Origin of the sequence: Nocardiopsis terrae (genome assembly GCF_014651695.1) — a bacterium.
Lineage (GTDB): Bacteria > Actinomycetota > Actinomycetes > Streptosporangiales > Streptosporangiaceae > Nocardiopsis > Nocardiopsis terrae.
Genome location: NZ_BMXJ01000002.1, coordinates 149,445 through 169,707, shown reverse-complemented (window position 1 = coordinate 169,707; position 20,263 = coordinate 149,445). Strand labels below are relative to the sequence as shown.

Genomic DNA, 20,263 nt, shown 5'->3' with positions numbered 1-20,263 from the left:
ACCATGCTCTCGTTCATCCTGCGGAGGCTGGGGTCGGGGCTGCTGCTCCTGGTCGTCATCTCCGCCCTCGCCTACCTCCTGCTGTCCCTGCCCGGCACCGACGTGGGCCGCCACGTCCTGGGCCCCGCAGCCCCGCAGCAGGCCGTCGACGCGCACAACGCGGAGCTCGGACTCGACCGGCCGGTCGCCGTGCGCTACCTCGACTGGCTCACCTCCGCCCTCCAGGGCGACCTGGGCCGGTCCTGGTTCACCAGCGAGGACGTCTCCCGTGCCCTGGCCAACCGGCTCCCGGTCACCGTCAGCCTGATGGTCGGGGTCACCCTCGTCACCGCCGTGGTCTCCTTCGTCCTCGGCGTGTGGGCGGGGGTGCGCCGGGGCGCCGTGGACCGGGTCGTGCAGACGGTCGGCGTGCTCGGCTACGCCCTGCCCGGCTTCCTCGTCACCCTGGTCCTCGTGCTGGTGTTCGCCGTCCGGCTCGGCTGGTTCCCCGCCATCGGCTACACGCCACTGAGCCAGTCCCCGGGCGGCTGGCTCGCCACCGTCACCCTGCCGGTCCTGTCGCTGTCCGTCGCCGGGATCGCCGGTGTCTCCCAGCAGGTGCGCAGCTCCGTCATCGAGGTGATGGGCCGCGACTACGTGCGCACCCTGCGCTCCCGGGGGCTGCCCGCCTCACGGGTGGTCTTCCGGCACGTGCTGCGCAGCGCGGCCACCCCGGGCCTGACCGTGCTCGGCATGCAGTTCGTCGGCCTGCTCGGCGGCGCGGTGATCGTGGAGCAGATCTTCGGCCTCCCCGGCATCGGCGCGATGACCGTCCAGTACACGACCCGGGGGGACATCCCCGTGATCATGGGCGTGGTCATGGTGACCGTCGTCGGGGTCATCCTCACCAACCTGCTCGTGGACGTCCTCGTCGGCTGGCTCAACCCGAAAGCGAGGGTCTCGTGAGCTCCCCCGTCACACCAGACGCGCCCGGCAGGGCCGCCACGCAGCCGGAGCACCGGCCGGAGGCGGCCGGGCCTCCGGGGCCGGGACGCCGGTCGGCGACGGTCCGGCGCTTCCTCACCAGCCCCCAGGCACTGGGCTCCTCCCTGGTCCTGGCCGCCGTCGTCACCCTGGTCGTGTTCGCCCCGCTGTTCACGGCGCACGCCCCGACCACCGCCGACCTCGAGGACGCCTTCGGACCGCCCGGCGGCGGCCACCTGCTCGGCTTCGACTCCTCCGGGCGCGACGTGTGGTCCAGGCTGCTGTACGGCGGCCGCAACACCCTGGGCGGCGCCCTCCTCGCGGTGGCCGTGGCCCTGGCCGTGGGCGTGCCGAGCGGACTGGCCGCCGGGTACTACGGCGGCTGGTTCGACTCCCTGTCCAACTGGTGGGTCAACCTGGTCATGGCACTGCCCGCCATGGTCGTCCTGCTGGCCACCCGCGCAGTCCTGGGCACCGACGTGTGGGTGCTCATGATCGTGCTCGGCGTCCTGGTAGCCCCCGCCTTCTACCGGCTGGTGCGCGGTGCCGTCGCCGCGATGCGCGGCGAACTGTACGTGGACGCCGCGCGGGTGTTCGGCCTGCGCGACTCGCGGATCATCGCCCGCCACGTCCTCGTCGTCGTGCGCGCCCCCGTCATCATCCAGGGCGCCCTGGTCGCCGGGATGGCCATCGGCCTCCAGGCCGGGCTGGAGTTCCTCGGCATCGGCAGCGGCGACCTGCCCACCTGGGGCGCCATGCTCAACGAGGCCTTCACCAACATCCAGCGCGCACCCCTGTTCATGCTGTGGCCCGGGCTCGCGCTGGGCCTGACCAGCGCCACACTGGTCCTGCTCGCCGCCTCCCTGCGCGACGTCCTGGAGGACCGGGGCACCGCACCCGCCACCGGGCGCGGTGCCCGCAGGGGCGGCGCCGACGCCCCCACCACCCTGGACAGCGCGGGCGAACGCGCCGACCTGCTGTCCGTCCGCGACCTCGCGGTCACCTACACCCTCGCCGACGGCAGCTCCCGGGAGGTCGTCCACGGCGTCGACCTGGACGTGCGCCGGGGCGAGGTGCTGGGCCTGGTCGGGGAGTCCGGTTCGGGCAAGACGCAGACCGCCTTCTCCGTGCTCGGCCTCCTGCCCGAGGGCGGACGCGTGTCCAGGGGCAGCGTCCTGCTCGACGGCACCGAGGTGGTGGGTTCGACGGACAGGGCCCTGCGGAACCTGCGCGGGGACACCGTCGCCTACGTCCCCCAGGAACCCATGAGCAACCTGGACCCCGCCTTCACCATCGGCGACCACCTCACCGAACCGCTGCGGGTCAAGCTCGGACTCTCCCGCGCCCAGGCCCGCGAACGCGCCCTGGACCTGCTCCGGCAGGTGGAGATCCCCGACCCCGAACGCACCTTCCGCAGCCACCCGCACCAGATCTCCGGCGGCATGGCGCAGCGGGTGCTCATCGCCGGGGCGGTCTCCTGCGACCCCGACCTGCTCGTCGCCGACGAACCCACCACCGCCCTGGACGTCACCGTGCAGGCCGAGGTGCTGGCCCTGCTGCGGCGCCTCCAGGCCGAACGCGGCATGGGCGTGCTGCTGGTGACGCACAACCTCGGTGTGGTCGCCGACCTGTGCGACCGGGTCGCGGTGATGCGCGACGGCCGGATCGTGGAGACCGGCACCACCGAACGGATCCTGAGCGACCCCCGGGAGGACTACACCCGGGGGCTGCTCGACGCGGTACTCGACGACACCCCGGCCCGAGCGCCGTGGCAGCCCCGGGAGGCGGCCCAGTGACCGATCCGAACAGCCCGCGCGACCCGAACCCCGCCCACGGTTCCGAACCCGCTCACGACCCGGAGACCGCGGCCGGAGGGCACGGCGACACCGGCGGCACCGACCCGAAACCGCTCCTGGACGTGCGCGACCTGCGGGTCTCCTTCCCCGGCAAGGGGTGGCGGGCGCCCCGCACGGAGGTTCTCAGGGGCGTGTCCCTGGACATCCGCCCCGGTGAGACCCTCGGCCTGGTGGGGGAGTCCGGTTCGGGCAAGTCCACCATCGGCCGCGCCGTCCTCGGCCTGGTGCCCGCCTCCGGCGGCAGCATCAGCTTCGACGGCGAACGCGTCGACGGGGCGTCCCGGCGCCGAAGGCGCGAGCTCAGCCGACACATCCAGGTGGTCTTCCAGGACCCCTACACCTCCCTCAACCCGTCCCTGCTCGTCGGCGACACCCTCGCCGAACCCCTCCTCGCCCACGGGGTGCCCGCCGCCGAGGCCCGCACCCGGGTGGCCGACCTGCTCGACCGGGTGGCCCTGCCGAGGGACGCCGTGCACCGGCTGCCCCGCGAGTTCTCCGGCGGTCAGCGCCAGCGGGTGGCCATCGCCCGGGCGCTGGCGATCGCGCCCCGGCTGATCGTGTGCGACGAACCCGTCTCCGCCCTTGACCTGACCACCCAGCGCACCGTCATGGACCTGCTGCTGGACATCCAGGAGCGGACCGGGACGGCCTACCTGTTCGTCTCGCACGACCTGTCGGTGGTGCGGGCGCTCAGCCACCGGGTCGCGGTCATCCACCAGGGGCAGATCGTCGAGTACGGCGGCGCCGACCGGGTCACCACCGACCCCGAACACCCCTACACCCAGCGGCTGCTGCTGTCCGCCCCGGTCGCCGACCCGGGTCGCCAGAGCGAGCGCCGCGCCGAGTACGAGAGGCGTTTCCATGCCCGAGCACACTGAACGGGGCCTGGTGCCCGCGGCCGCCCTGGCCCAGACCGGTGCGGCGGTCCGGATCGGGACCGGCGGACGGCTGACCCTGTCCGGTGCCGTCCCCGACACCGCCGACTGGTTCGCCTGGGCGGCCGGGCGCCTGCACGGCCTGCGGGTGGAGCCCGTCCACGGGGAGGCGGACGTGGCGGTCCGCACCGGGGCCGATCTCTCGGAGTTCGCCTCGGTCGCTCCGGCCACCGGGGTGGACCCGCGTCCCGAGCCCGGCGCGGACGAACGCCACCGGTTGGAGGTCGCCCAGGGTCGGGTGCTGGTCTCCTCGGCCGGCGCCGAGGGGGCCTTCCGCGGGCTGACCAGCCTCGTGCAGACGCTCAGCGTGGACGCCGACGGGAACGTGTGGGCTCCGCGGGGCGTGGTCGTCGACGGGCCCCGGTACGCCTGGCGGAGCCTGTCCCTGGACGTGGTCCGCCACTACTTCACCCCGGACGAGGTGCGCCGGGTCATCGACCTGATGGCGCTGTACAAGTTCAACGCCCTGCACCTGCACCTGACCGACAGCGAGGGCTGGCGGCTGGAGTCACGGGCCTGGCCGGAACTGACCAGGCCCGGCCCGGACGGCGTCCGCGAGTACTACACCCGGGAGGAGTTCGCCGGCCTCGTCGCCCACGCCGCCCGCTGCCACGTCACGGTGGTGCCGGAGGTGGACCTGCCGGGACACACACGGTGGGCCTTCGACGCCTACCCCGAACTGGCGGGCGGCGTCGAGTACCCGCACCCCCGGCTGCGCTACCTGCACCCGGGCTCCGAGCCCGCACGCCGGTTCGCCGGGGACGTCATCGCCGAGTTCGCCGAGGCGGCGCCGGGGCCGTTCCTGCACCTGGGCGGCGACGAGCCGTTCGGGATGGGCCACGAGGACTACGTGGAGTTCGTCCGCCTCACCCACCGGTTGGTGCGGGAGGAGGGCAAACGCGCGGTGGGATGGCAGGAGACCGCCCGTGCCGGGGCCCTGGGCGCGGACGACGTCCTCCAGTACTGGATCGGTGCTCCCGACGAGTTCGACCCCGAGGCGGTCAAGCGGACGGTCCCCGAGGAGTTCCACCCGCTGGTGGAGCAGGCCGCCGAGACCTTCAGGATCTCACCCGGTGACGTTCCGGCCGCCACCGAGAGGGGCGTGCCGGTGCTGTTGTCGCCCAACTCCCGCCTCTACCTGGACCGGCCCTACGCCGACGGGTGCGCCGACCCCGCCCAGGAGGGCGACCGGGACCGGTTGGGGCTGCCCGCCTACCCGCCGATCACCGTCCAGGACAGCTTTGCCTGGGACCCGGCCGAGGCCGCGCGGGAGGCGGCCCCCGGCACGGTGGTCGCGGGAGTGGAGGCCGCGATCTGGGGCGAGTCCCTCACCGGCTTCGGTGACCTGGCGTTCCTGCTGTTGCCCAGACTGCCCGGCGTCGCGGAGAAGGCCTGGAGCCAGTACCGGACCGGGTGGGAGGACCACCGGGGGCGGTTGGCCGGACACGAGCCGCTGTGGGAGGCACTCGGGTTCGACAACCACTTCCGCCCCGCCACCTGAACCGGAGCTGACCACCTGCGGTGTCCGAAATCTGCTTGGTAGAGGTGTCCGCTGCTTCCGAAAGGCTCCCAACCGCGGTGATCTTGCTACCAGGGGCAACTTCGGCGCCGAAGTTGCCCCTGGTAGCAAGATCACCGCGAAAAAAGGGGGCCCAAACTCGCCCGGGGCGGTCACCACTGGCCAGGAGCGGTCACGCGCTGCGCCGGTTCGGAGCTGTGCACGGCACTTCTCAATCCGCACACACCGGGGTACAGTGCTCGTGGGAATGAGTAGGAGGGAGCCCTCGCTGGTGCGGGGGCTCCTTTCCTGTGTGCCTACGATCGCGCGGTGCGCAGCAGCGCGACCCATTCCGGCCCGGGGAACGGCAGGTGACCGCGTTCGGGGTGTTTGGAGTCGCGGACCACAGCACCCCCGGGAGTGTCGGCTACGGCTACACAGTTGCTTCGGTCGCTGTAGCTGGACGTGCGGAAGTCGAGGGCTTCGAAGCTGGGAATGAGGTTCACGGTTGCTCTTTCAGGGCGCTTTGGCTGTCTCGCGCAGGTAGGCGACGCTCGCATCGACGTCGAGGGACCTGCTCACGAGGTGGTTGAAAAGGTTCCGGTAGCGGATTACTTCGTCTGACTCCTCCAGGAAAAGCCCGTCCTGGTCCATTTCGAGGTACACCACGGGGTCGGCCGCGGCGAAGTCCATCAGCACGAAGCTGCCCTTCGCGCCAGCGTGAATGCCCGCGCTGAACGGGACCACCTGGATCGTGACGCCGTCACCGTTGTCCGCCATGTCGGCCAGGTGTGAGGCCTGTTCACGACACACATCGGGGTTGGCTCTCAGCCGCTCGATGGCACCGGCGTCGATCACCGCCCAGAGCTCAGGGCTGTTCTGGCCGGTGAGGATCTCCTGGCGGCGTAGTCGGGCGTCGACCACCCGCTGGATGTCGATGGGGTCGCGGACAAGGTTCGCCGACCTGGTCAACAGCTCCACGTACCCCGGGGTCTGCAGAAGACCCGGGATGATCATCGGCTCATATGTGCTGATCGCCGTGGCCTCAGACTCCAGGACGGGGAACTCGTCCGGGAAGACATCGCTGTACTTCGTCCACCAGCCCTTCTTGCCCGCTTGGCGGGTGATCGCGAACAGGGCTTCACGGCGCTGGTTGTCGGTCAGGCCGTAGACGTCGAGCAGCGCCCGTACCTCGACCACGCTGGGCCGGAGCCTGACGCCGGTCTCGATGTTCGAGACCTTGCCGACGCTCCATTCAGTAGCGGCGGCGGCATCGTCCAAGGTCATACGAGCAGCCAGCCGGAGACGGCGCAGCTCTTCCGAGAGCCGACGTCTGCGGACGCTGAGGCGTGGTGTGTCAGGCATGAGCTCTCTCTCGGATGGTGTCTCTCAGGATGTTACGGCTGGTCGGCGATTCGGGCATCCGGATACAGACAGCATGAAATCCTCATGCTCTGATCCAAGTGAAAACTTGTATATATTGAAACCCTGAGGATTTCATGGTTTTCTGAGCTTACTCATTCCCAAGCCGGACCTCCCATCCGGCATCTGAGCACCAGGAGTCCGCTATGGCGCGATACCTGCACCCGTCCGCTCTGGTGGCTGTCCACCACCTCGCCGCCGAGGCGGTGCGCTTCCGGCGCCCTCGCCGCGCGCGGCGGGTCCGCTCCTACGCACCCGTCTTGATCCCCCCGATCCCCCGCCCCCGGCGGCCCTTGGACCACCACCCCCGGGTGGCCCCCAGCACCATGGCGGTCCTGGGGCGGGTCCTCGAAGGCCTCTACCGGCTGGAGGCGTTCTGATGATCGACATCCGGACCGAGGACTTCCTCGACACCCTCGATGACGCCCTCGCCTTCCCCGCCCCTCCCGGCTCCGTAGGCCCCACCGCCCCTGCCGACTCCACCGATCCGGACCGGCGTTCGGAGCTCATGAAGCTCATCGAACTGCGCACCACCGGGGTCAGGGAGGTGATCCGGCGGCTCCGCGCAGGCGATCTGGACATGGACGACGCGGTCAGCTCCCTGGAACGACTCAGCGAGAGGCGACTGGCGAGGAGCCGCCCCGAGCCCCGGATGACCCGCTTCTGCGACATCAGGGAGCTCCCCACCCCCGAAGCGCTCCGCGACTGGGCCCACGCCCACGGGACCCCGGTCCGCCTCCTGGGCAGGGACGTCCACGGCAGGGAGGTCTACGGCGCCACCCGGGGCCCGACCACCCGCGTCGCCCGTGGCCCGGCCACAGAACCCCCGGGCAGGACTCCCGGTTGGCGCTCCCCGCTGGAACGGGCTCCAGAAGACCCCCGGGACACGGCCGACCGCGTCCTCGACGAGCTCGTCGTCGGCCGCTGGGTCCTCAGCATCGAGGGCGAACCCACCGCACAGGAGTACGTGGCCTACCGCCCGGTCGGCTGGGTGGGTGAGGGCAACCCGCACGAACGCCTCCGCGCCCCCACCCGGGAAGCCCTGATCGACGCCCTGGCCGCCCGGGCCCACCAGAGCCGACGACCGGCCTCCGACTGAAACCGGCCCCGCTCCTGTCAACGTCAGGAGCGGGGCCGTCTGCCGGACACGCTTTGCCGAAGGCCGTCCCGGCCCCCGGTCAGCGGGTGCGGAGCTTCTGCGCGGCGCCGCACCGGTCTCCGGGTGTCAGTCGAAGAGGTCTTCCGGACGGTCGGCCGTGACGGCCAGCGGAACCCACTTCTCCAGCGTTTCCAGGTCTGTGCAGGACTCGATGCGCTCACGAGTCGCCTCAGGGAGCGAGAACCCGCGCGCTTGGAGGATCGAGACCACGTTCCGGGTCGCCTCGACGACCCGGCCTTCCTCGCGGCCTTCCTCGCGGCCGATCCCCACGTACTTGCGGGCGAAGTCGCTCTGCCACTGGTAGGTTTCCACGCTCATCAAGCCCTCCAGCTCCTTCCGGGCGGCCTCGTTCAGACCGGCCAGTACGTAGTCATAGTAGAACGCGCGGTTCCTGCTTGCCGTGTTGTTCAGCGCCTCCACCACGGCGTTCAACGTGCGTGGATCGTCGTCACCGTGCGCCCGCGCCGACAGCACCGCCAGCTCGGGGAGCTCCCGCGCCCGCTCGCCGTCCACGATCAGCGGCATCGCGGAGGGGCCGATCGTCAGCGGTGCCAGGTCGAACCCCGGATGCCCGGTGCGGATGGGCGCGGCGCACCAGCGCGCCAGCGCGTCGGTGGGGCACAGGACCACCAGCATCGTCGGGCACTCCAACCTGGTGTGCAGGGTGGTCAGGTAGGCGGGCCAGGTGAGCCGCTTCTCGGCGTCGCGGCCGTTCTGACGCTCCACCACGATCGCCAGGACGTTCCGGTCGCCGTCGCGGAGCAGGACGGCGCCGTCGCTGTTGAGCTCCCTGGGATCACAGTTGGTCAGCACCGAGCTGGTGTTGACCGCTTCGGTGTGGTGCGGGATGTCGAAACCCAGGGATTCCAACAGGGCGGGGGCCATGGCGGGCTGGTTCTGCACCAGCCTGAGCGGGATCTCGTGTTCTCGACCGGGCACAGGGGTTTCCTCGTGATGTGTTCGGTTCCCGGCGGTGACCCGGTTCGTCCAGGTCACGCGGGGGAGGGGCACAGGGGGATCATGTCGTGTCCTCCACCGCCATGTGGGGGTTTTCCGGAGATCCGTAGGCGCCCCGGCCCGGCCGGACCGGGGCGCCCACACAGGGTGTCGGTCAACCGTGCGCCCACACCCCCGTCCCGGCGGCCCGTGCCGCGTACTCCTCGAACGCGGTCGCCGGGCGGCCCAGGGCCCGCAGGACCCCGTCGGCGGGCTTGACGTTGCGCCCGTCGAGGATCTCCTCGCACAGCGCCACCAGCCCCCGGGCCAGCTCCTCGGGTGCGCCCTCGGCCACGGCCCCGGCGACGAACTCCTCCGGTTCCACCCGCACGAACCCCACGGTGCGGCCGGCCGCCTCGCCCAGCACCCTCCCGGCCTCGGCGAAGGTCAGCGCCCGCGGCCCGGTCAGCTCGTACAGCTCACCGGCGTGCCCCTCCTCGGTGAGCGCCCGGACGGCGGCCTCGGCCACGTCGTCCAGGTCCACGAACGGCTCGGGCACGTCCTCCACGGGCAGGGCCAGGGCGCCCGCGCGGACCGCACCCAGGAAGAAACCCTCGGAGTAGTTCTGCGCGAAGAAGGAGCAGCGCAGCACGGTCAGGTCCGGGAAGACCGACCGGACCTGAGCCTCCGCGCGCTGGGCCTCCGGCTCCCCGCGCCCGGACAGCAGCGCCATCCGGCGCACCCCGCTCGCGGCGGCCCGGGCGGCGAACGCCGCGACGGTGTCCGCGGCCCCGGGGAAGGCCAGGTCGGGGTGGTAGCAGAGGTAGACGGAGTCGGCCCCCGCCAGGACGCCGTCCCAGGTGTCGGGCGAGTGCCAGTCGAAGCGCGGGGTGCCCGTCTCCGGGTGGCCCGACCGGGAGCCGACCCGGTGGTCGACCCCCCGCTCCGCCAGCAGTCGGGTGATGCGGCCGCCGGTCAGGCCGGTGCCGCCGGTGACGAGGACTCGTTGTGTGGTGCTGTTCGTATCCATGCCTCAAGTACAGCGGGGAACGGCTGGACGGGACATGGTTCATCTGCTGGATTCCATAAGAGAACGTCTGAACGTAGGCTGGGGACATGGATCCTCTGGTTCGTCTCCTCGACGGCCCCCGGGCCCGGGGCGCCTTCACCCTGCGCACGGTGATGAGTCCGCCCTGGTCGATCGACGTCCGCGAGGGGGCGGCCCTGGACATGCTGGTGGCGGCCTCCGGTTCCCTGTGGCTGACCACCGGGGCCGAGACGGTCGAGGCCGGGCCCGGCGACGTGGTCCTGGTCCGCGGCCCGGAACCCTACGTGCTCTCCGACCGCCCCGGCAGAACCCCCGCCATCACCATCGAACCCGGGCAGCGCTGCGTGTCCGAGGACGGCAGGGAACTCCACGTCAGCATGTGCCACGGGGTCGGGACCTGGGGAAACGACCCCGACGGCACCGACAGCGCCATCATCGGCTCCTACGGGGACACCGGTGAGGTCGGCCGTCTGGCCCTGGCCGCGCTGCCCCCGCTGGCGGTGCTGCGCACCGGAGCCGTCGACCCGGCACTCGTCTCCCTGCTGACCAGGGAGGTGACCAGCGAACGGGTGGCGCAGAGCTCCCTCAACGACCGCCTCCTCGACTGCCTCCTGGTCATGGCGGTCCGAGCCTGGCTGGAGTCGCACCCCGACACCGCACCGAACTGGCTGAGCGCGCGCAACGACCCGGTCGTCGCACGCGCCCTGGACCTGGTGCACGAACACCCCGACCGCCCCTGGACCCTGGAGTCCCTGGCCCGGGAGTGCGCGGTCTCCCGGGCCACCCTGGCCGCCCGCTTCCAACCGGCGGTGGGCAGCCCGCCCATGACCTACCTGCGGACCTGGCGGCTGACGCTCGCCTGCGACCTGCTCGTCGACGAACCGTCCCTGGGCCTGGAACGGCTGGCCGCGCGGGTGGGGTACGGGAGCGCGTTCGCGTTCAGCACCGCCTTCAAGAAACACGCGGGCACGAGCCCCTCCGAGTACCGCAGGACCAGGGGAGGGGGCGGCCCGTCCCTCGGCCCGCCGGTCCCCGCGACCCGGGCCTCCGCGCCGCCGGTCCCGACGCCCCCGTCCCCCGTGCCCGCGGCCCGCGGTCGAGAGGTGCGTATCCTGTCCACCCCACCGCGGAGAGGACCCCGTTGAGCGACCGCACCCAGGCCTTCACCGGCCTCACCGACGACTACCGTGCCTTCCGCCCCGGATACCCCGGGCAGACCCTGGAGACCCTGCGCGGCCACGTCCGGGAAGGCGCCACCGACGCCTGGCCCGAGCCCTGGCTCCTGCTCGACGTCGGCGCCGGAACCGGCATCTCCACCCGCGCCCTGCGCGCGGCCTTCGGCCCCGGCCCCCGCGTGGTCGGCGTCGAACCCGGGCACGACATGCGCGACACCGCCGAGGCCGGTGCGGACGGCGCCGACGGGGTCGAGTACGTGGACGCCCGGGCCGAGGGCGTCCCCTTCCCGGACTCCGGCGCCGCCCTCGTCCTCACCGCCCAGGCCCTCCACTGGTTCGACCGGCCCGCCTTCTACGCCGAGTCCGTCCGCCTCCTCGCCCCGGGCGGCACCCTCGCCGTGCTCAACAACAACCGCGACCTCGCCGGGAGCGCGTTCATCGACGAGCACGAGAGCTTCCTGGAGTGGTACAGCCCCGGTTACGACCGCCACTACCGCACCTACGACCTGGTCGGTGAGCTGTCCGCCGTCCGGGGCCTGACCGGTGCCGAGGAGCACTCCCTGCCCTGGGCCCGGGCGCTCACCCCCGACGAGTACCTGGGCATGGCGATGTCCTCCAGCAGGACGGCGGCCGCCGCCCGGAAGATCGGGGAGGACCGCACCCGCGCGGAACTCCGGGCCATCGCCGACCGCCACTTCCCCGACGGGCGGGTCGAGGTCCCCTACACCACCCAGCTGGTGCTGGCCCGGCGCGTGTGAGGCACACCTCCGGGTAGGAACCGGAGGGAAGCCGAGACCCGTGCACTCGTGCACCCGTGATCCGCGAACCCGGGAGGCCCGCGTGGAACTCGGACCGATCGCCCACCTGGTGGTCGCGTCGGCCGTCCTGGCCTGGGGGTACGTCCTGTACCGGCTGGTCCGCCGCCAGAGGCGCCGCGAACAGGACCCCGACGGGCCCGACTCCGCCCCGAGGCCCGGCGGCCCGCTCCGCGACTGGTGAGGCAGCCCCGCTGAGACCGCCCCCGGGGATTTTGCGTGATCAGTGCCCCGCAGTGGCCTTCGCCGTAACCGCCCCCGGGAAGGCTTCCGCGGAGCGGCCCCGCGCTCGGCGGGCCGGGCAGGAAACGACGACGGGGGAACACACACCCATGGCGCAGCTGATCGTACTCGGGGTGGCCGACCGCGACACCGCCGAGAAGGCTCTCGACATCGCCGCCGACCTGAGCAAACAGGAACTCCTCCAACTGGAGGACGCCGCCTACGCCTACAAGGACGACAAGGGGCGTCCCCGCATCCACCAGACCGTCAACCTCGCCGGTTACGGCGCCGCGGGCGGCGCCCTGTGGGGCACGCTCATCGGCCTGCTGTTCCTGAACCCGCTCCTGGGCCTGGCCGTCGGTGCGGGTGCGGGCGCGATCGCGGGCAGGCTCAGCGACGTCGGTATCGACGACGACATGATCAAGAAGATCGGCGCCGAACTCCAGCAGGACCGGGCCGCGGTCTTCCTGCTCGCGGACGACGCCACCATCGACCGTGTCGTCGACGCCTTCAGGCCGCTGGAGCCCACGGTCATCCAGACCAATCTCTCCAAGGACAACGAGCAGGAACTCGTCGAGGCCCTGCGGGCCTGAGACCCGGGTTCCGAGCCCTCCCACGCCGCCGGTGCGGCCACCCGCACCGGCGGCTCCGCGTTTCCCGGGGCGGGTGGCACCGTCCGCCTTGGCGAACAACTGGTCCGGGCGTTGCACCCCGCTGAACCCCCCGCCGTGATCATGGGACGTGCGCTCGGCCCCGGCCCGCCGGCCAGCGTCGAATCGACGAGGAGAAGTGATGACCGGTAACGGAGCAGAACACTCCGGCAGCTCCGAAAGCACCGACAGCACCGACTTCGCCAACGCGGACCGCGGTCTGATCGCCCGGCTCGAACCCGGCCAGATCAGGGACGAGAACGGCCGGGTGGTGTGGGACGCGGACGCCTACGGGTTCCTCGACGAGGAGTGCCCCGACACCGCCAACCCGAGCCTGTGGCGGCAGTCCCGGCTGTGCGCCAGGCAGGGACTGTTCGAGGTCACCGAGGGGATCTACCAGATCAGGGGTCTGGACCTGTCGAACATGACCCTGGTGGAGGGCGACCAGGGGGTCCTGGTCATCGACCCGCTGGTCTCGGCCGAACCCGCGCGCGCCGGGCTGGAGCTGTACCGGGAGCACCGGGGCGACCGCCCGGTCACCGGGGTGGTCTACTCGCACTCGCACGTCGACCACTTCGGCGGGGTCGGCGGTGTCACCGACGGCATGGTGCCGATCCTCGCCCCGGCCGGGTTCATGGAGCACGCGGTCGCGGAGAACGTGCACGCCGGTCCCGCGATGGCCCGCCGCAGCCTGTTCCACACCGGTTCCCATCTGGAGCCCGGGCCGCGGGGGCAGATCGGTGTGGGGCTGGGCCAGACCAGCTCCACCGGGGCGGTCACCCTGATCGCCCCCAACCGCGATATCACCCGCACCGGCCAGGAGGAGGTGGTGGACGGGGTGCGGATCGTCTTCCAGATGACCCCGGGGACCGAGGCGCCCACCGAGACGAACTTCTACTTCCCCGAGCACCGCGCCCTGTGCATGGCGGAGAACGCCACCCACAACCTGCACAACCTGCTCACCCTGCGCGGGGCCCCGGTACGGGACGCCCGGATGTGGTCGCGCTACCTCGACGAGGCCGTGGAGCTCTTCGCGCACGAGTCCGACGTGCTGTTCGCCTCCCACCACTGGCCGACCTGGGGGACGGAGAACCTCGTCGCCTACCTGCGCCAGCAGCGGGACCTCTACGCCTACCTGCACGACCAGACCCTGCGCCTGATCAACCAGGGGCTGGTGGCGGCGGAGATCGCCGAACACCTCCAGATACCGCCCGGGCTGGCGGGGGAGTGGCACACCCGCGGCTACTACGGTTCGGTCAGCCACAACGTCAAGGCGATCTACCAGCGTTACATGGGCTGGTTCGACGGCAACCCGGCCCACCTGTGGGAACACCCCCCGCAGGAGGCGGCCCGCAGGTACGTCGACTGCATGGGCGGCGTCGACGAGGTGGTGCGCAGGGCGGACGAGTACCGCGGCCACGGCGATCTGCGGTTCGCGGCCACGCTGCTCAACCACGCGGTGTTCGCGGAGCCGGAGCACGGCCGGGCCAGGGCGGCCCTGGCCGGGGTGTACGAGCGGTTGGGGTTCGGTGCGGAGAACGGCACCTGGCGCAACTCCTACCTCCAGGGCGCCGCGGAGCTGCGGCGCGGTAAACCGGACCTGCCGTCCGACCTGGGTTCGGGGATGGCGGCGGCGCTCTCGGTGGGGCAGCTCTTCGAGTCCGTGGCGATCCGGATCAACGGCCCCAAGGCGTGGGAGGAGTCCTTCGTCATCGACTGGGTGTTCGCCGACCTGGACACCACCTACCGGACGACGCTGTCCAACGGGGCGCTCACCACCAGGGAGAAGCCGCGCCGGGGCGAACCCCAGTTGACCATCACCCTGAACAAGTTCCGGCTGCTGCGGCTGCTGGCGGGCAAGGGCACCGAGGGGATGGCGTTCGCGGGCGACCGGGCGCTGCTGGACCGGCTGCTCGACCTGGTGGACCGGCCCGACCCGACCTTCGACGTCGTGACCCCCTGACCGGTGCCCCGCTGGGCGCGGCGGATTCCGGGCCGCCGGCGGTGCGCGGGCGTCAGCTCCGGGTGCGCAGGCGGCGGAGCATACGGGCGTCCTGGAAACCCGCGGCCCGGGCCGCGGACTCCACCGTCCACCCCGCACCGATCAGCTGTTCGGCGCGCTCCGCCCGCAACCGCTGCTGGTACCGCAGCGGGGTCAGCCCGGTGGCCGAGGTGAACGCCCGGGTGAGGGTGCGCTCGCTGACCCCCGCCGAGGCGGCGAGTTCGGACAGGCGCAGCGTTTCGGTGAACCGGGCGTCGACGGTGTCCTGCACCCGGTGCACCACGTCCACGGGGTGGCTCCGGTACCGCAGCATGGCGCTGGCCTGGGACTCGTCGCCGTTGCGGCGGGCGTAGACCACCATCTCCCGCGCCACCGACGCCGCCACGGACGGGCCGTGCCACCGGGTGACCAGGTACAGGGCCAGGTCGATACCGCTGGCGATACCCGCGGAGGTCACCACCCGGTCGTCGGACACGTGCAGCACGTCCGGTACGACCCGGGCCCGCGGGTACCGGCGGGCCAGCTCGTCCTGGAGGGAGTGGTGGGTGGTGCACCGGCGTCCGTCCAACAGTCCGGCCAGCGCCAGGGCGAAGGCCCCCGAGCACACGCTCGCCACCGTGCCTCCGGCCGCGTGGTGGGCGGCCAGCGCCCCGGCCTGCTCCGGAGTGATGCGCGGGGCGGGGCCGTCGGTCCGCCACCCGGGGACCAGGACCAGGTCGTCCGGGCCCGGCCGGGGCCAGTCCGTGGCGGCCCGCAGGCCGATCCCCTGGGCGGTGGGCACCTCGGGCAGGTCCGCGACGTGGTGGAGCTCCACCGGGCGGTCCAGTCCGGACAGGGTGGAGAACACCTGCGCCGGACCGGCCAGGTCCAGCAGGTGCAGCCCGGGCAGCAGCAGGAAGACGATCTTGCGCACGATCCGGTCAGCCTAGCCCGACCGACCCGGACGTCCGGACCGGTCGGGGGAGCGCGACGGCCGGCCCACCCCGCTCAGCCGGTCCCCGCGACGATCGCCTCCACCGTGCGCACGGTCGCGAAGCGGCCGGACAGGGCGTAGACGGTGCGGGTGACGACGTCCCGGGGCAGGAGGGTGCCGGGGTCGTCGAGGACCTCCCGGAGCGGTCGGCCGGGCGGCGACCCCGGCGCCTCAATGGGTTCGGTCGCGGTCGCGTCCACCGCGAAGACCATGGCGAACCCCAGCTCCGATCCCATGCGGGTGGTGGTCTCGCAGCACTGTTCGGTGCGTACCCCGCAGACGGTGACCTCCCCGACCCCCCACCCCGTGAGCAGGCGTTGCAGGTCGGTGCCGGTGAAGGCGCTGTGCGCGGTCTTGGTCAGCACCGGCTCGCCACCCGCCGGGGACAGCCCGGGCATCGGCTCCACGAACCCGCGCTCGGGGTCGAACACCGTGCCGGTTCCCGGCTCGGTGTGCAGGACCCACACGAGGCGGTCGCCCCGGTCGCGGAAGTGGTCGACCAGGCGGCCGATCGGCCCGGCGACCCCGGGGTCGGAGGCCGCCCGCCAGCTCTCGCGCTGGAGGAAGGACCGCTGTGCGTCGACGACCAGGAGTGCCCTGCCGGTGCCGGGATCAGTTCTCATACTCCGAACCCTCCCAGCGGGCCGTGCCCCGCACCAGGCACGATCCCGGCCCCGACCGGACGGATCCGGTCACGGCGCCGGGCGGGCGCCGGCCTTGGGACCGGCGCCCGCGGCGGCTCAGCCCAGTCTCTTCTTGAAGCCGACGTGGCTGGCCTCGTAGCCCAGACGTTCGTAGAAGCGGTGCGCGTCCTTCCGCTTGGCGTCCGAGGTCAGCTGGATCATCACGCAGCCGCTCTTCTCGGCCTCACGTTCGGCCCACTCCAACAGTTCGCTGCCCAGCCCGCCGCCGCGCTCGTCGGCGTGCACCCTGACCCCCTCCACCTGTGCGCGGGCGGCGCCCCGGCGGGACAGGCCCGGGACGAGGGTGAGCTGGAGGGTGCCGACCACCCTGCCGTCGCGGCGGGCCACGGCCAGGTACTGGTGGGGGTCGGCGTCGATGGCCTCGAAGGCCTCCAGGTAACGGGACAGGTCGTCGGGGGTCTCCCGCTGGGCGCCGAGGGGGTCGTCGGCCAGCAGGGCGACGATCGCCGTCACGTCCGTCCTCAGCGCGCGTTCGATGATGAGCATGCGTTCAACCTAGCGAGACGGGCGCCCGGGCGCGGCCCGGTTCGGCCTCCCGGTCACCAGTGGCGGGCGGTCCGGGTCAGGAAGGAACGGACCTGCTCCAGGTGCGGGTTCTCGTCCACGCCGGGCCGCCGGGCCAGGTACACCGTGTTGAACGGCGGGTCCTCCGGTTCCAGCAGGGCGACCAGGCTCCCGTCGAGCAGGGCCTCCTGGCACAGGTAGCGCGGCAGCACGGTCGCACCCGCCCCGCCCGCCACGGCGGCCATCACCGAGCGCAGGTCGGGCACGGTGAGCGCCGGGGCGACGGTCAGCCGCACCCCGAACACGTGCCGCCAGTAGCGGCGGGCGATGGGCAGGTCGTCGGCGTAGGCCACCAGGGGGACCCCGCACAGGGCGGCGCAGCCCTGGCGCCGGACCCGGTCGAGCCCGACCCGCTCCGCCCAGGAGGGCCCCGCGACCAGGACGAACTCCTCGTCCATCAGCGGTTCGGCGAGCACCGTCCGGCCCCGGGGGCGGACCGTGGACAGCACCAGGTCGTGCCGCCCCGCCCGCAGCCCCTCCAACAGTTCGTCGGCCAGCCCCGTGTGTACGCGCAGCCGCAGGTCCTGGTCGGCGACCATCGGGGACAGGGCGGGCAGGACACGCTCGCCGAGCAGTTCGGCCGGGCCCGCCAACCGCAGCGGTGCGGGCGGCAGGGCGGAGGAGCCGGGGGCGTTGTGGATCGCCACCCGCTCCAGGTCGTCGAGTGGCCCCGAAACCCGGGCGGCGAGGTCGTTCGCGTCGGCGGTCGGCGCCACACCGCGGGGGAGGCGCTCGAAGAGCTCGTGCCCCAGACGGCGCTCCAACGTGCGGATCTGGGTGGTCACAGTGGGCTGTGAGAGGCGCAACAACTGGGCCGCGGCGGTGAAGGAACCGGAACGGTGCACGGCCAGGAAGGTGCGGAGCAGCTGGAGGTCCAGGGGGCCGTCCGCCGCGGGCACAGCCTCAGAGGAGACCGAACTATTGGAAATCTTATAGGTCACCTCGCCGATTCTATTGGTCGTCGTATGTCATCCGGGTCTAGTGTCGTGAACGCGTGGTCGTACCGGACCCGGTCCCACGAAATCGCTTTCAGGGGGAGTGCTCCAACCATGCCCGTTTCCAAGGAAGTCCACCTCGTCGCCCGGCCCGTCGGAGAGCCCAGGCCCGAGGACTTCTCCGTGGTCGAGACCACCGTCGCCGACCCCGCCCCGGGCCAGATCCTGGTCCGCAACGACTGGATGTCGGTCGACCCCTACATGCGCGGCCGCATGAACGACGTGAAGTCCTACGTGCCGCCCTTCAAACTCGGCGAGGTCATGGAGGGCGGCGCGGTCGGCACCGTCGTCGCCTCCGAGAGCCCCGAGGTTCCCGTCGGCGCCAGCGTCCTGCACTTCCAGGGCTGGCGCCAGTACGCGCTCATGGACGCCGAGCGGGCCAAGGTCGTCGACACCGACGCCGCACCCGCCCAGGCCTACCTCGGCGCGCTCGGCATGGTCGGCCTCACCGCCTACGCGGGCCTGACCGCCGTCGCCGGGCTCAAGGAGGGCGACGTGGTGTTCGTCTCCGGCGCCGCGGGCGCGGTCGGCAGCCTCGCGGGCCAGATCGCCAAGCAGCTCGGCGCCTCGAAGGTGGTCGGCTCCGCCGGCGGCCCCGAGAAGAAGCGCCGCCTGGTGGAGGAGTTCGGCTACGACGCCGCCATCGACTACCGCGAGGGCGACCTCGAGGGCCAGCTCGCCGAGGCCGCCCCCGAGGGCATCGACGTCTACTTCGACAACGTCGGCGGGGACCACCTGCGCGCCGCCATCCAGGGCATGCGCGTCCACGGCCGCGCCGCGCTGTGCGGGGCCATCTCGTCCTACAACGACACCGAGCCCGCGCCCGGCCCGGACAACCTCGGGCTGCTGGTCGGCAAGCGCGTCAAGCTCCAGGGCTTCCTCGTGGGAGACCACGGCGACCTGGCCCCCGAGTACCAGAAGAACGCCGCCCGGTGGCTGGCCGAGGGCAGCCTGCGCACCGAGGAGACCGTGGTCGAGGGGATCGACAACGCGGTCGACGCGTTCCTCGGCATGATGCGCGGCGCCAACACCGGCAAGATGCTGGTGCGCCTGCCCGCCTGAGGGCCCGGTCCCGCGGGGGCTCCGTGACCACCCGGAGCCCCCGCGGCCCGCCAAGGCGCCCGGAGCCCGTCACGGCACCCGGCCCGGGCGCCCTCCGCGCTTCTCCCGGTTTGCCTGGAGTGCACTCCAGGTCGGCATCATGGGGTCCGGAACGGCCCCGGCACACCCGCCGCGGCACGGCCACCGCCGAGGCACAGCCACGGCCGCGGCGATCCGCAACCTTCGAAAGGCACCCCTTTTGCAGCACGTCACGCTGAACAACGGCCTCACCATGCCGCAGCTCGGTTTCGGTGTCTGGCAGGTCCCCGACGACGAGGCCCACAGCGCCGTCACGACCGCCCTCGAGGTCGGCTACCGCAGCATCGACACCGCCCGGATCTACGACAACGAGAAGGGCACCGGCCGTGCCATCGCCGAGTCCGGCGTGGCCCGTGAGGACATCTTCCTCACCACCAAGCTGTGGAACGACGACCAGGGCTACGACAGGGCGCTGAAGGCGTTCGACGCCAGCCTGGAGCGCCTGGGCACCGACTACGTGGACCTGTACCTGATCCACTGGCCGACCCCCGAGCGCGACACCTACGTCGACACCTGGAAGGCGCTGGAGCGCATCCACGCGGAGGGCCGGGCCAAGGCCATCGGCGTGTCCAACTTCACCGCCGGCACCCTGAAGCGCCTGGTCGCCGAGGCCGAGGTCGTGCCCGCGATCAACCAGATCGAGCTGCACCCCTACTTCGCGCAGAGCGGGATGCGCGCGGCCAACAGCGCCGAGGGCGTGCTGACCGAGGCCTGGAGCCCGCTGGGCCAGGGCAAGGGCCTGCTGGAGGACCCCGTGCTGGCCGAACTCGGCACCAAGCACGGCAAGTCCGCCGCCCAGGTCGTGCTGCGCTGGCACCTGCAGCTCGGCAACGTCGTCATCCCCAAGTCCGTGACCCCGTCGCGGATCCGGGAGAACTTCGACGTGTTCGACTTCGAGCTCACCGCCGAGGACATGGAGCGGATCGGTTCGCTGGACCGCGGCGGCCGCATCGGCCCGGACCCCGACACGCTCAACTAGGTCTTCGCGGGGCGGCCGGGCGGCGCAGCGGCGGCCCGCCCCGGCGGTCCTCCGTCCCCGGGCCCGTCGAGCAGTGCTCGGCGGGCCCTTCGGCTGCGCGAACACGCCTGACGCCGGACCCGGTCGGGGATAAACCCCACGGGGGCGAATGGCCGCTTTCGGTCGGGATCGTCAACTCCCGTCCCAGGGAGAACACATGCAACAGGGAGCCCTGTGCGGGGGGTAGG

At 72.2% G+C, this 20,263-nt stretch carries 21 protein-coding genes; 13 read left to right on the top strand and 8 right to left on the bottom strand.

Annotation, left to right across the window (positions count from 1 at the left end; genetic code table 11):
• Positions 1-3: 3 nt before the first annotated feature.
• Genes IE195_RS04850 through IE195_RS04835 form a run of 4 tightly spaced genes read left to right on the top strand, consistent with a single transcriptional unit; the run spans position 4 to position 5,255 of the window.
• Positions 4-945: an ABC transporter permease gene (locus IE195_RS04850; RefSeq protein WP_191268179.1), complete on the top strand. Its 942-nt coding sequence runs from the start codon at positions 4-6 to the stop codon at positions 943-945.
• Positions 942-2,759, top strand: a complete 1,818-nt coding sequence (locus IE195_RS04845; protein ID WP_229826087.1) for a dipeptide/oligopeptide/nickel ABC transporter permease/ATP-binding protein — start codon at positions 942-944, stop codon at positions 2,757-2,759. The genes IE195_RS04850 and IE195_RS04845 overlap by 4 nt, the downstream gene beginning before the upstream one ends.
• Positions 2,756-3,697: an ABC transporter ATP-binding protein gene (locus IE195_RS04840; RefSeq protein WP_229826086.1), complete on the top strand. Its 942-nt coding sequence runs from the start codon at positions 2,756-2,758 to the stop codon at positions 3,695-3,697. The genes IE195_RS04845 and IE195_RS04840 overlap by 4 nt, the downstream gene beginning before the upstream one ends.
• The gene (locus IE195_RS04835) at positions 3,681-5,255 is read left to right on the top strand and encodes a family 20 glycosylhydrolase (RefSeq protein ID WP_191268178.1); all 1,575 of its coding nucleotides are present in this window, start codon (positions 3,681-3,683) and stop codon (positions 5,253-5,255) included. Before IE195_RS04840 ends, IE195_RS04835 begins: the two co-directional genes overlap by 17 nt.
• Positions 5,256-5,569: 314 nt before the next feature.
• Here the strand turns inward: IE195_RS04835 and IE195_RS04830 are convergent, their stop codons facing one another.
• Positions 5,570-5,758: a DUF397 domain-containing protein gene (locus IE195_RS04830; protein ID WP_229826085.1), complete on the bottom strand. Its 189-nt coding sequence runs from the start codon at positions 5,756-5,758 to the stop codon at positions 5,570-5,572.
• A 10-nt stretch (positions 5,759-5,768) separates the two neighbouring features.
• A complete protein-coding gene (locus IE195_RS04825; RefSeq protein ID WP_191268176.1) occupies positions 5,769-6,617 on the bottom strand; it encodes a helix-turn-helix domain-containing protein in 849 nt (282 codons plus the stop codon).
• A gap of 203 nt (positions 6,618-6,820) precedes the next feature.
• On the opposite strand from IE195_RS04825, the gene IE195_RS04820 reads away from it, so the two are divergent.
• Positions 6,821-7,054: a hypothetical protein gene (locus IE195_RS04820; protein WP_191268175.1), complete on the top strand. Its 234-nt coding sequence runs from the start codon at positions 6,821-6,823 to the stop codon at positions 7,052-7,054.
• On the top strand, positions 7,054-7,773 hold the full coding sequence (locus IE195_RS04815; RefSeq protein WP_191268174.1) for a hypothetical protein: 720 nt from the start codon (positions 7,054-7,056) through the stop codon (positions 7,771-7,773). The genes IE195_RS04820 and IE195_RS04815 overlap by 1 nt, the downstream gene beginning before the upstream one ends.
• A gap of 126 nt (positions 7,774-7,899) precedes the next feature.
• Here the strand turns inward: IE195_RS04815 and IE195_RS04810 are convergent, their stop codons facing one another.
• Positions 7,900-8,772, bottom strand: coding sequence for a hypothetical protein (locus IE195_RS04810; protein WP_191268173.1), 873 nt, complete (start codon positions 8,770-8,772; stop codon positions 7,900-7,902).
• Positions 8,773-8,944: 172 nt separating this feature from the next.
• A complete protein-coding gene (locus IE195_RS04805) occupies positions 8,945-9,799 on the bottom strand; it encodes a Rossmann-fold NAD(P)-binding domain-containing protein (RefSeq protein WP_191268172.1) in 855 nt (284 codons plus the stop codon).
• Between the two features lie 86 nt (positions 9,800-9,885).
• Here IE195_RS04805 and IE195_RS04800 point away from each other — a divergent pair, with 86 nt between their 5' ends.
• From IE195_RS04800 to IE195_RS04780, 5 genes are all read left to right on the top strand, one after another.
• On the top strand, positions 9,886-10,962 hold the full coding sequence (locus IE195_RS04800; protein WP_191268171.1) for an AraC family transcriptional regulator: 1,077 nt from the start codon (positions 9,886-9,888) through the stop codon (positions 10,960-10,962).
• A complete protein-coding gene (locus tag IE195_RS04795) occupies positions 10,959-11,750 on the top strand; it encodes a class I SAM-dependent methyltransferase (RefSeq protein WP_191268170.1) in 792 nt (263 codons plus the stop codon). Before IE195_RS04800 ends, IE195_RS04795 begins: the two co-directional genes overlap by 4 nt.
• Before the next feature lie 82 nt (positions 11,751-11,832).
• Positions 11,833-11,991, top strand: a complete 159-nt coding sequence (locus IE195_RS04790) for a hypothetical protein (RefSeq protein ID WP_191268169.1) — start codon at positions 11,833-11,835, stop codon at positions 11,989-11,991.
• Between the two features lie 148 nt (positions 11,992-12,139).
• The gene (locus tag IE195_RS04785) at positions 12,140-12,622 is read left to right on the top strand and encodes a DUF1269 domain-containing protein (protein WP_191268168.1); all 483 of its coding nucleotides are present in this window, start codon (positions 12,140-12,142) and stop codon (positions 12,620-12,622) included.
• Positions 12,623-12,821: 199 nt separating this feature from the next.
• On the top strand, positions 12,822-14,642 hold the full coding sequence (locus tag IE195_RS04780; RefSeq protein ID WP_191268167.1) for an alkyl/aryl-sulfatase: 1,821 nt from the start codon (positions 12,822-12,824) through the stop codon (positions 14,640-14,642).
• A gap of 52 nt (positions 14,643-14,694) precedes the next feature.
• On the opposite strand, the gene IE195_RS04775 is transcribed toward IE195_RS04780, so the two are convergent.
• From IE195_RS04775 to IE195_RS04760, 4 genes are all read right to left on the bottom strand, one after another.
• Positions 14,695-15,594 carry a GlxA family transcriptional regulator gene (locus tag IE195_RS04775; RefSeq protein ID WP_191268166.1) on the bottom strand — a complete coding sequence of 300 codons (900 nt, stop codon included), beginning with the start codon at positions 15,592-15,594 and terminating at the stop codon, positions 14,695-14,697.
• 74 nt (positions 15,595-15,668) lie between these two features.
• Entirely contained in the window at positions 15,669-16,277 is a 609-nt protein-coding gene (locus IE195_RS04770) for an isochorismatase family protein (protein ID WP_191268165.1), read from the bottom strand.
• Positions 16,278-16,394: 117 nt separating this feature from the next.
• Positions 16,395-16,844, bottom strand: a complete 450-nt coding sequence (locus IE195_RS04765) for a GNAT family N-acetyltransferase (protein WP_191268164.1) — start codon at positions 16,842-16,844, stop codon at positions 16,395-16,397.
• Positions 16,845-16,897: 53 nt separating this feature from the next.
• A complete protein-coding gene (locus IE195_RS04760; RefSeq protein ID WP_191268952.1) occupies positions 16,898-17,800 on the bottom strand; it encodes a LysR family transcriptional regulator in 903 nt (300 codons plus the stop codon).
• A 171-nt stretch (positions 17,801-17,971) separates the two neighbouring features.
• Between IE195_RS04760 and IE195_RS04755 the strand changes: the two genes are divergently transcribed.
• Both IE195_RS04755 and IE195_RS04750 read left to right on the top strand, forming a co-directional pair.
• Positions 17,972-18,979: an NADP-dependent oxidoreductase gene (locus tag IE195_RS04755; RefSeq protein ID WP_191268163.1), complete on the top strand. Its 1,008-nt coding sequence runs from the start codon at positions 17,972-17,974 to the stop codon at positions 18,977-18,979.
• A 238-nt stretch (positions 18,980-19,217) separates the two neighbouring features.
• Entirely contained in the window at positions 19,218-20,036 is an 819-nt protein-coding gene (locus tag IE195_RS04750; RefSeq protein WP_308428397.1) for an aldo/keto reductase, read from the top strand.
• Positions 20,037-20,263: the final 227 nt, after the last annotated feature.

What these genes read in the sequence shown, in the direction of transcription:
- IE195_RS04785 (WP_191268168.1), top strand. Translation starts at nt 12,140, where the DNA reads ATGGCGCAGCTGATCGTACTCGGGGTGGCCGACCGCGACACCGCCGAG.
- IE195_RS04825 (WP_191268176.1), bottom strand. Translation starts at nt 6,617, where the DNA reads ATGCCTGACACACCACGCCTCAGCGTCCGCAGACGTCGGCTCTCGGAA.
- IE195_RS04805 (WP_191268172.1), bottom strand. Translation starts at nt 9,799, where the DNA reads ATGGATACGAACAGCACCACACAACGAGTCCTCGTCACCGGCGGCACC.
- IE195_RS04755 (WP_191268163.1), top strand. Translation starts at nt 17,972, where the DNA reads ATGCCCGTTTCCAAGGAAGTCCACCTCGTCGCCCGGCCCGTCGGAGAG.
- IE195_RS04780 (WP_191268167.1), top strand. Translation starts at nt 12,822, where the DNA reads ATGACCGGTAACGGAGCAGAACACTCCGGCAGCTCCGAAAGCACCGAC.
- IE195_RS04850 (WP_191268179.1), top strand. Translation starts at nt 4, where the DNA reads ATGCTCTCGTTCATCCTGCGGAGGCTGGGGTCGGGGCTGCTGCTCCTG.
- IE195_RS04820 (WP_191268175.1), top strand. Translation starts at nt 6,821, where the DNA reads ATGGCGCGATACCTGCACCCGTCCGCTCTGGTGGCTGTCCACCACCTC.
- IE195_RS04835 (WP_191268178.1), top strand. Translation starts at nt 3,681, where the DNA reads ATGCCCGAGCACACTGAACGGGGCCTGGTGCCCGCGGCCGCCCTGGCC.
- IE195_RS04800 (WP_191268171.1), top strand. Translation starts at nt 9,886, where the DNA reads ATGGATCCTCTGGTTCGTCTCCTCGACGGCCCCCGGGCCCGGGGCGCC.
- IE195_RS04815 (WP_191268174.1), top strand. Translation starts at nt 7,054, where the DNA reads ATGATCGACATCCGGACCGAGGACTTCCTCGACACCCTCGATGACGCC.
- IE195_RS04770 (WP_191268165.1), bottom strand. Translation starts at nt 16,277, where the DNA reads ATGAGAACTGATCCCGGCACCGGCAGGGCACTCCTGGTCGTCGACGCA.
- IE195_RS04765 (WP_191268164.1), bottom strand. Translation starts at nt 16,844, where the DNA reads ATGCTCATCATCGAACGCGCGCTGAGGACGGACGTGACGGCGATCGTC.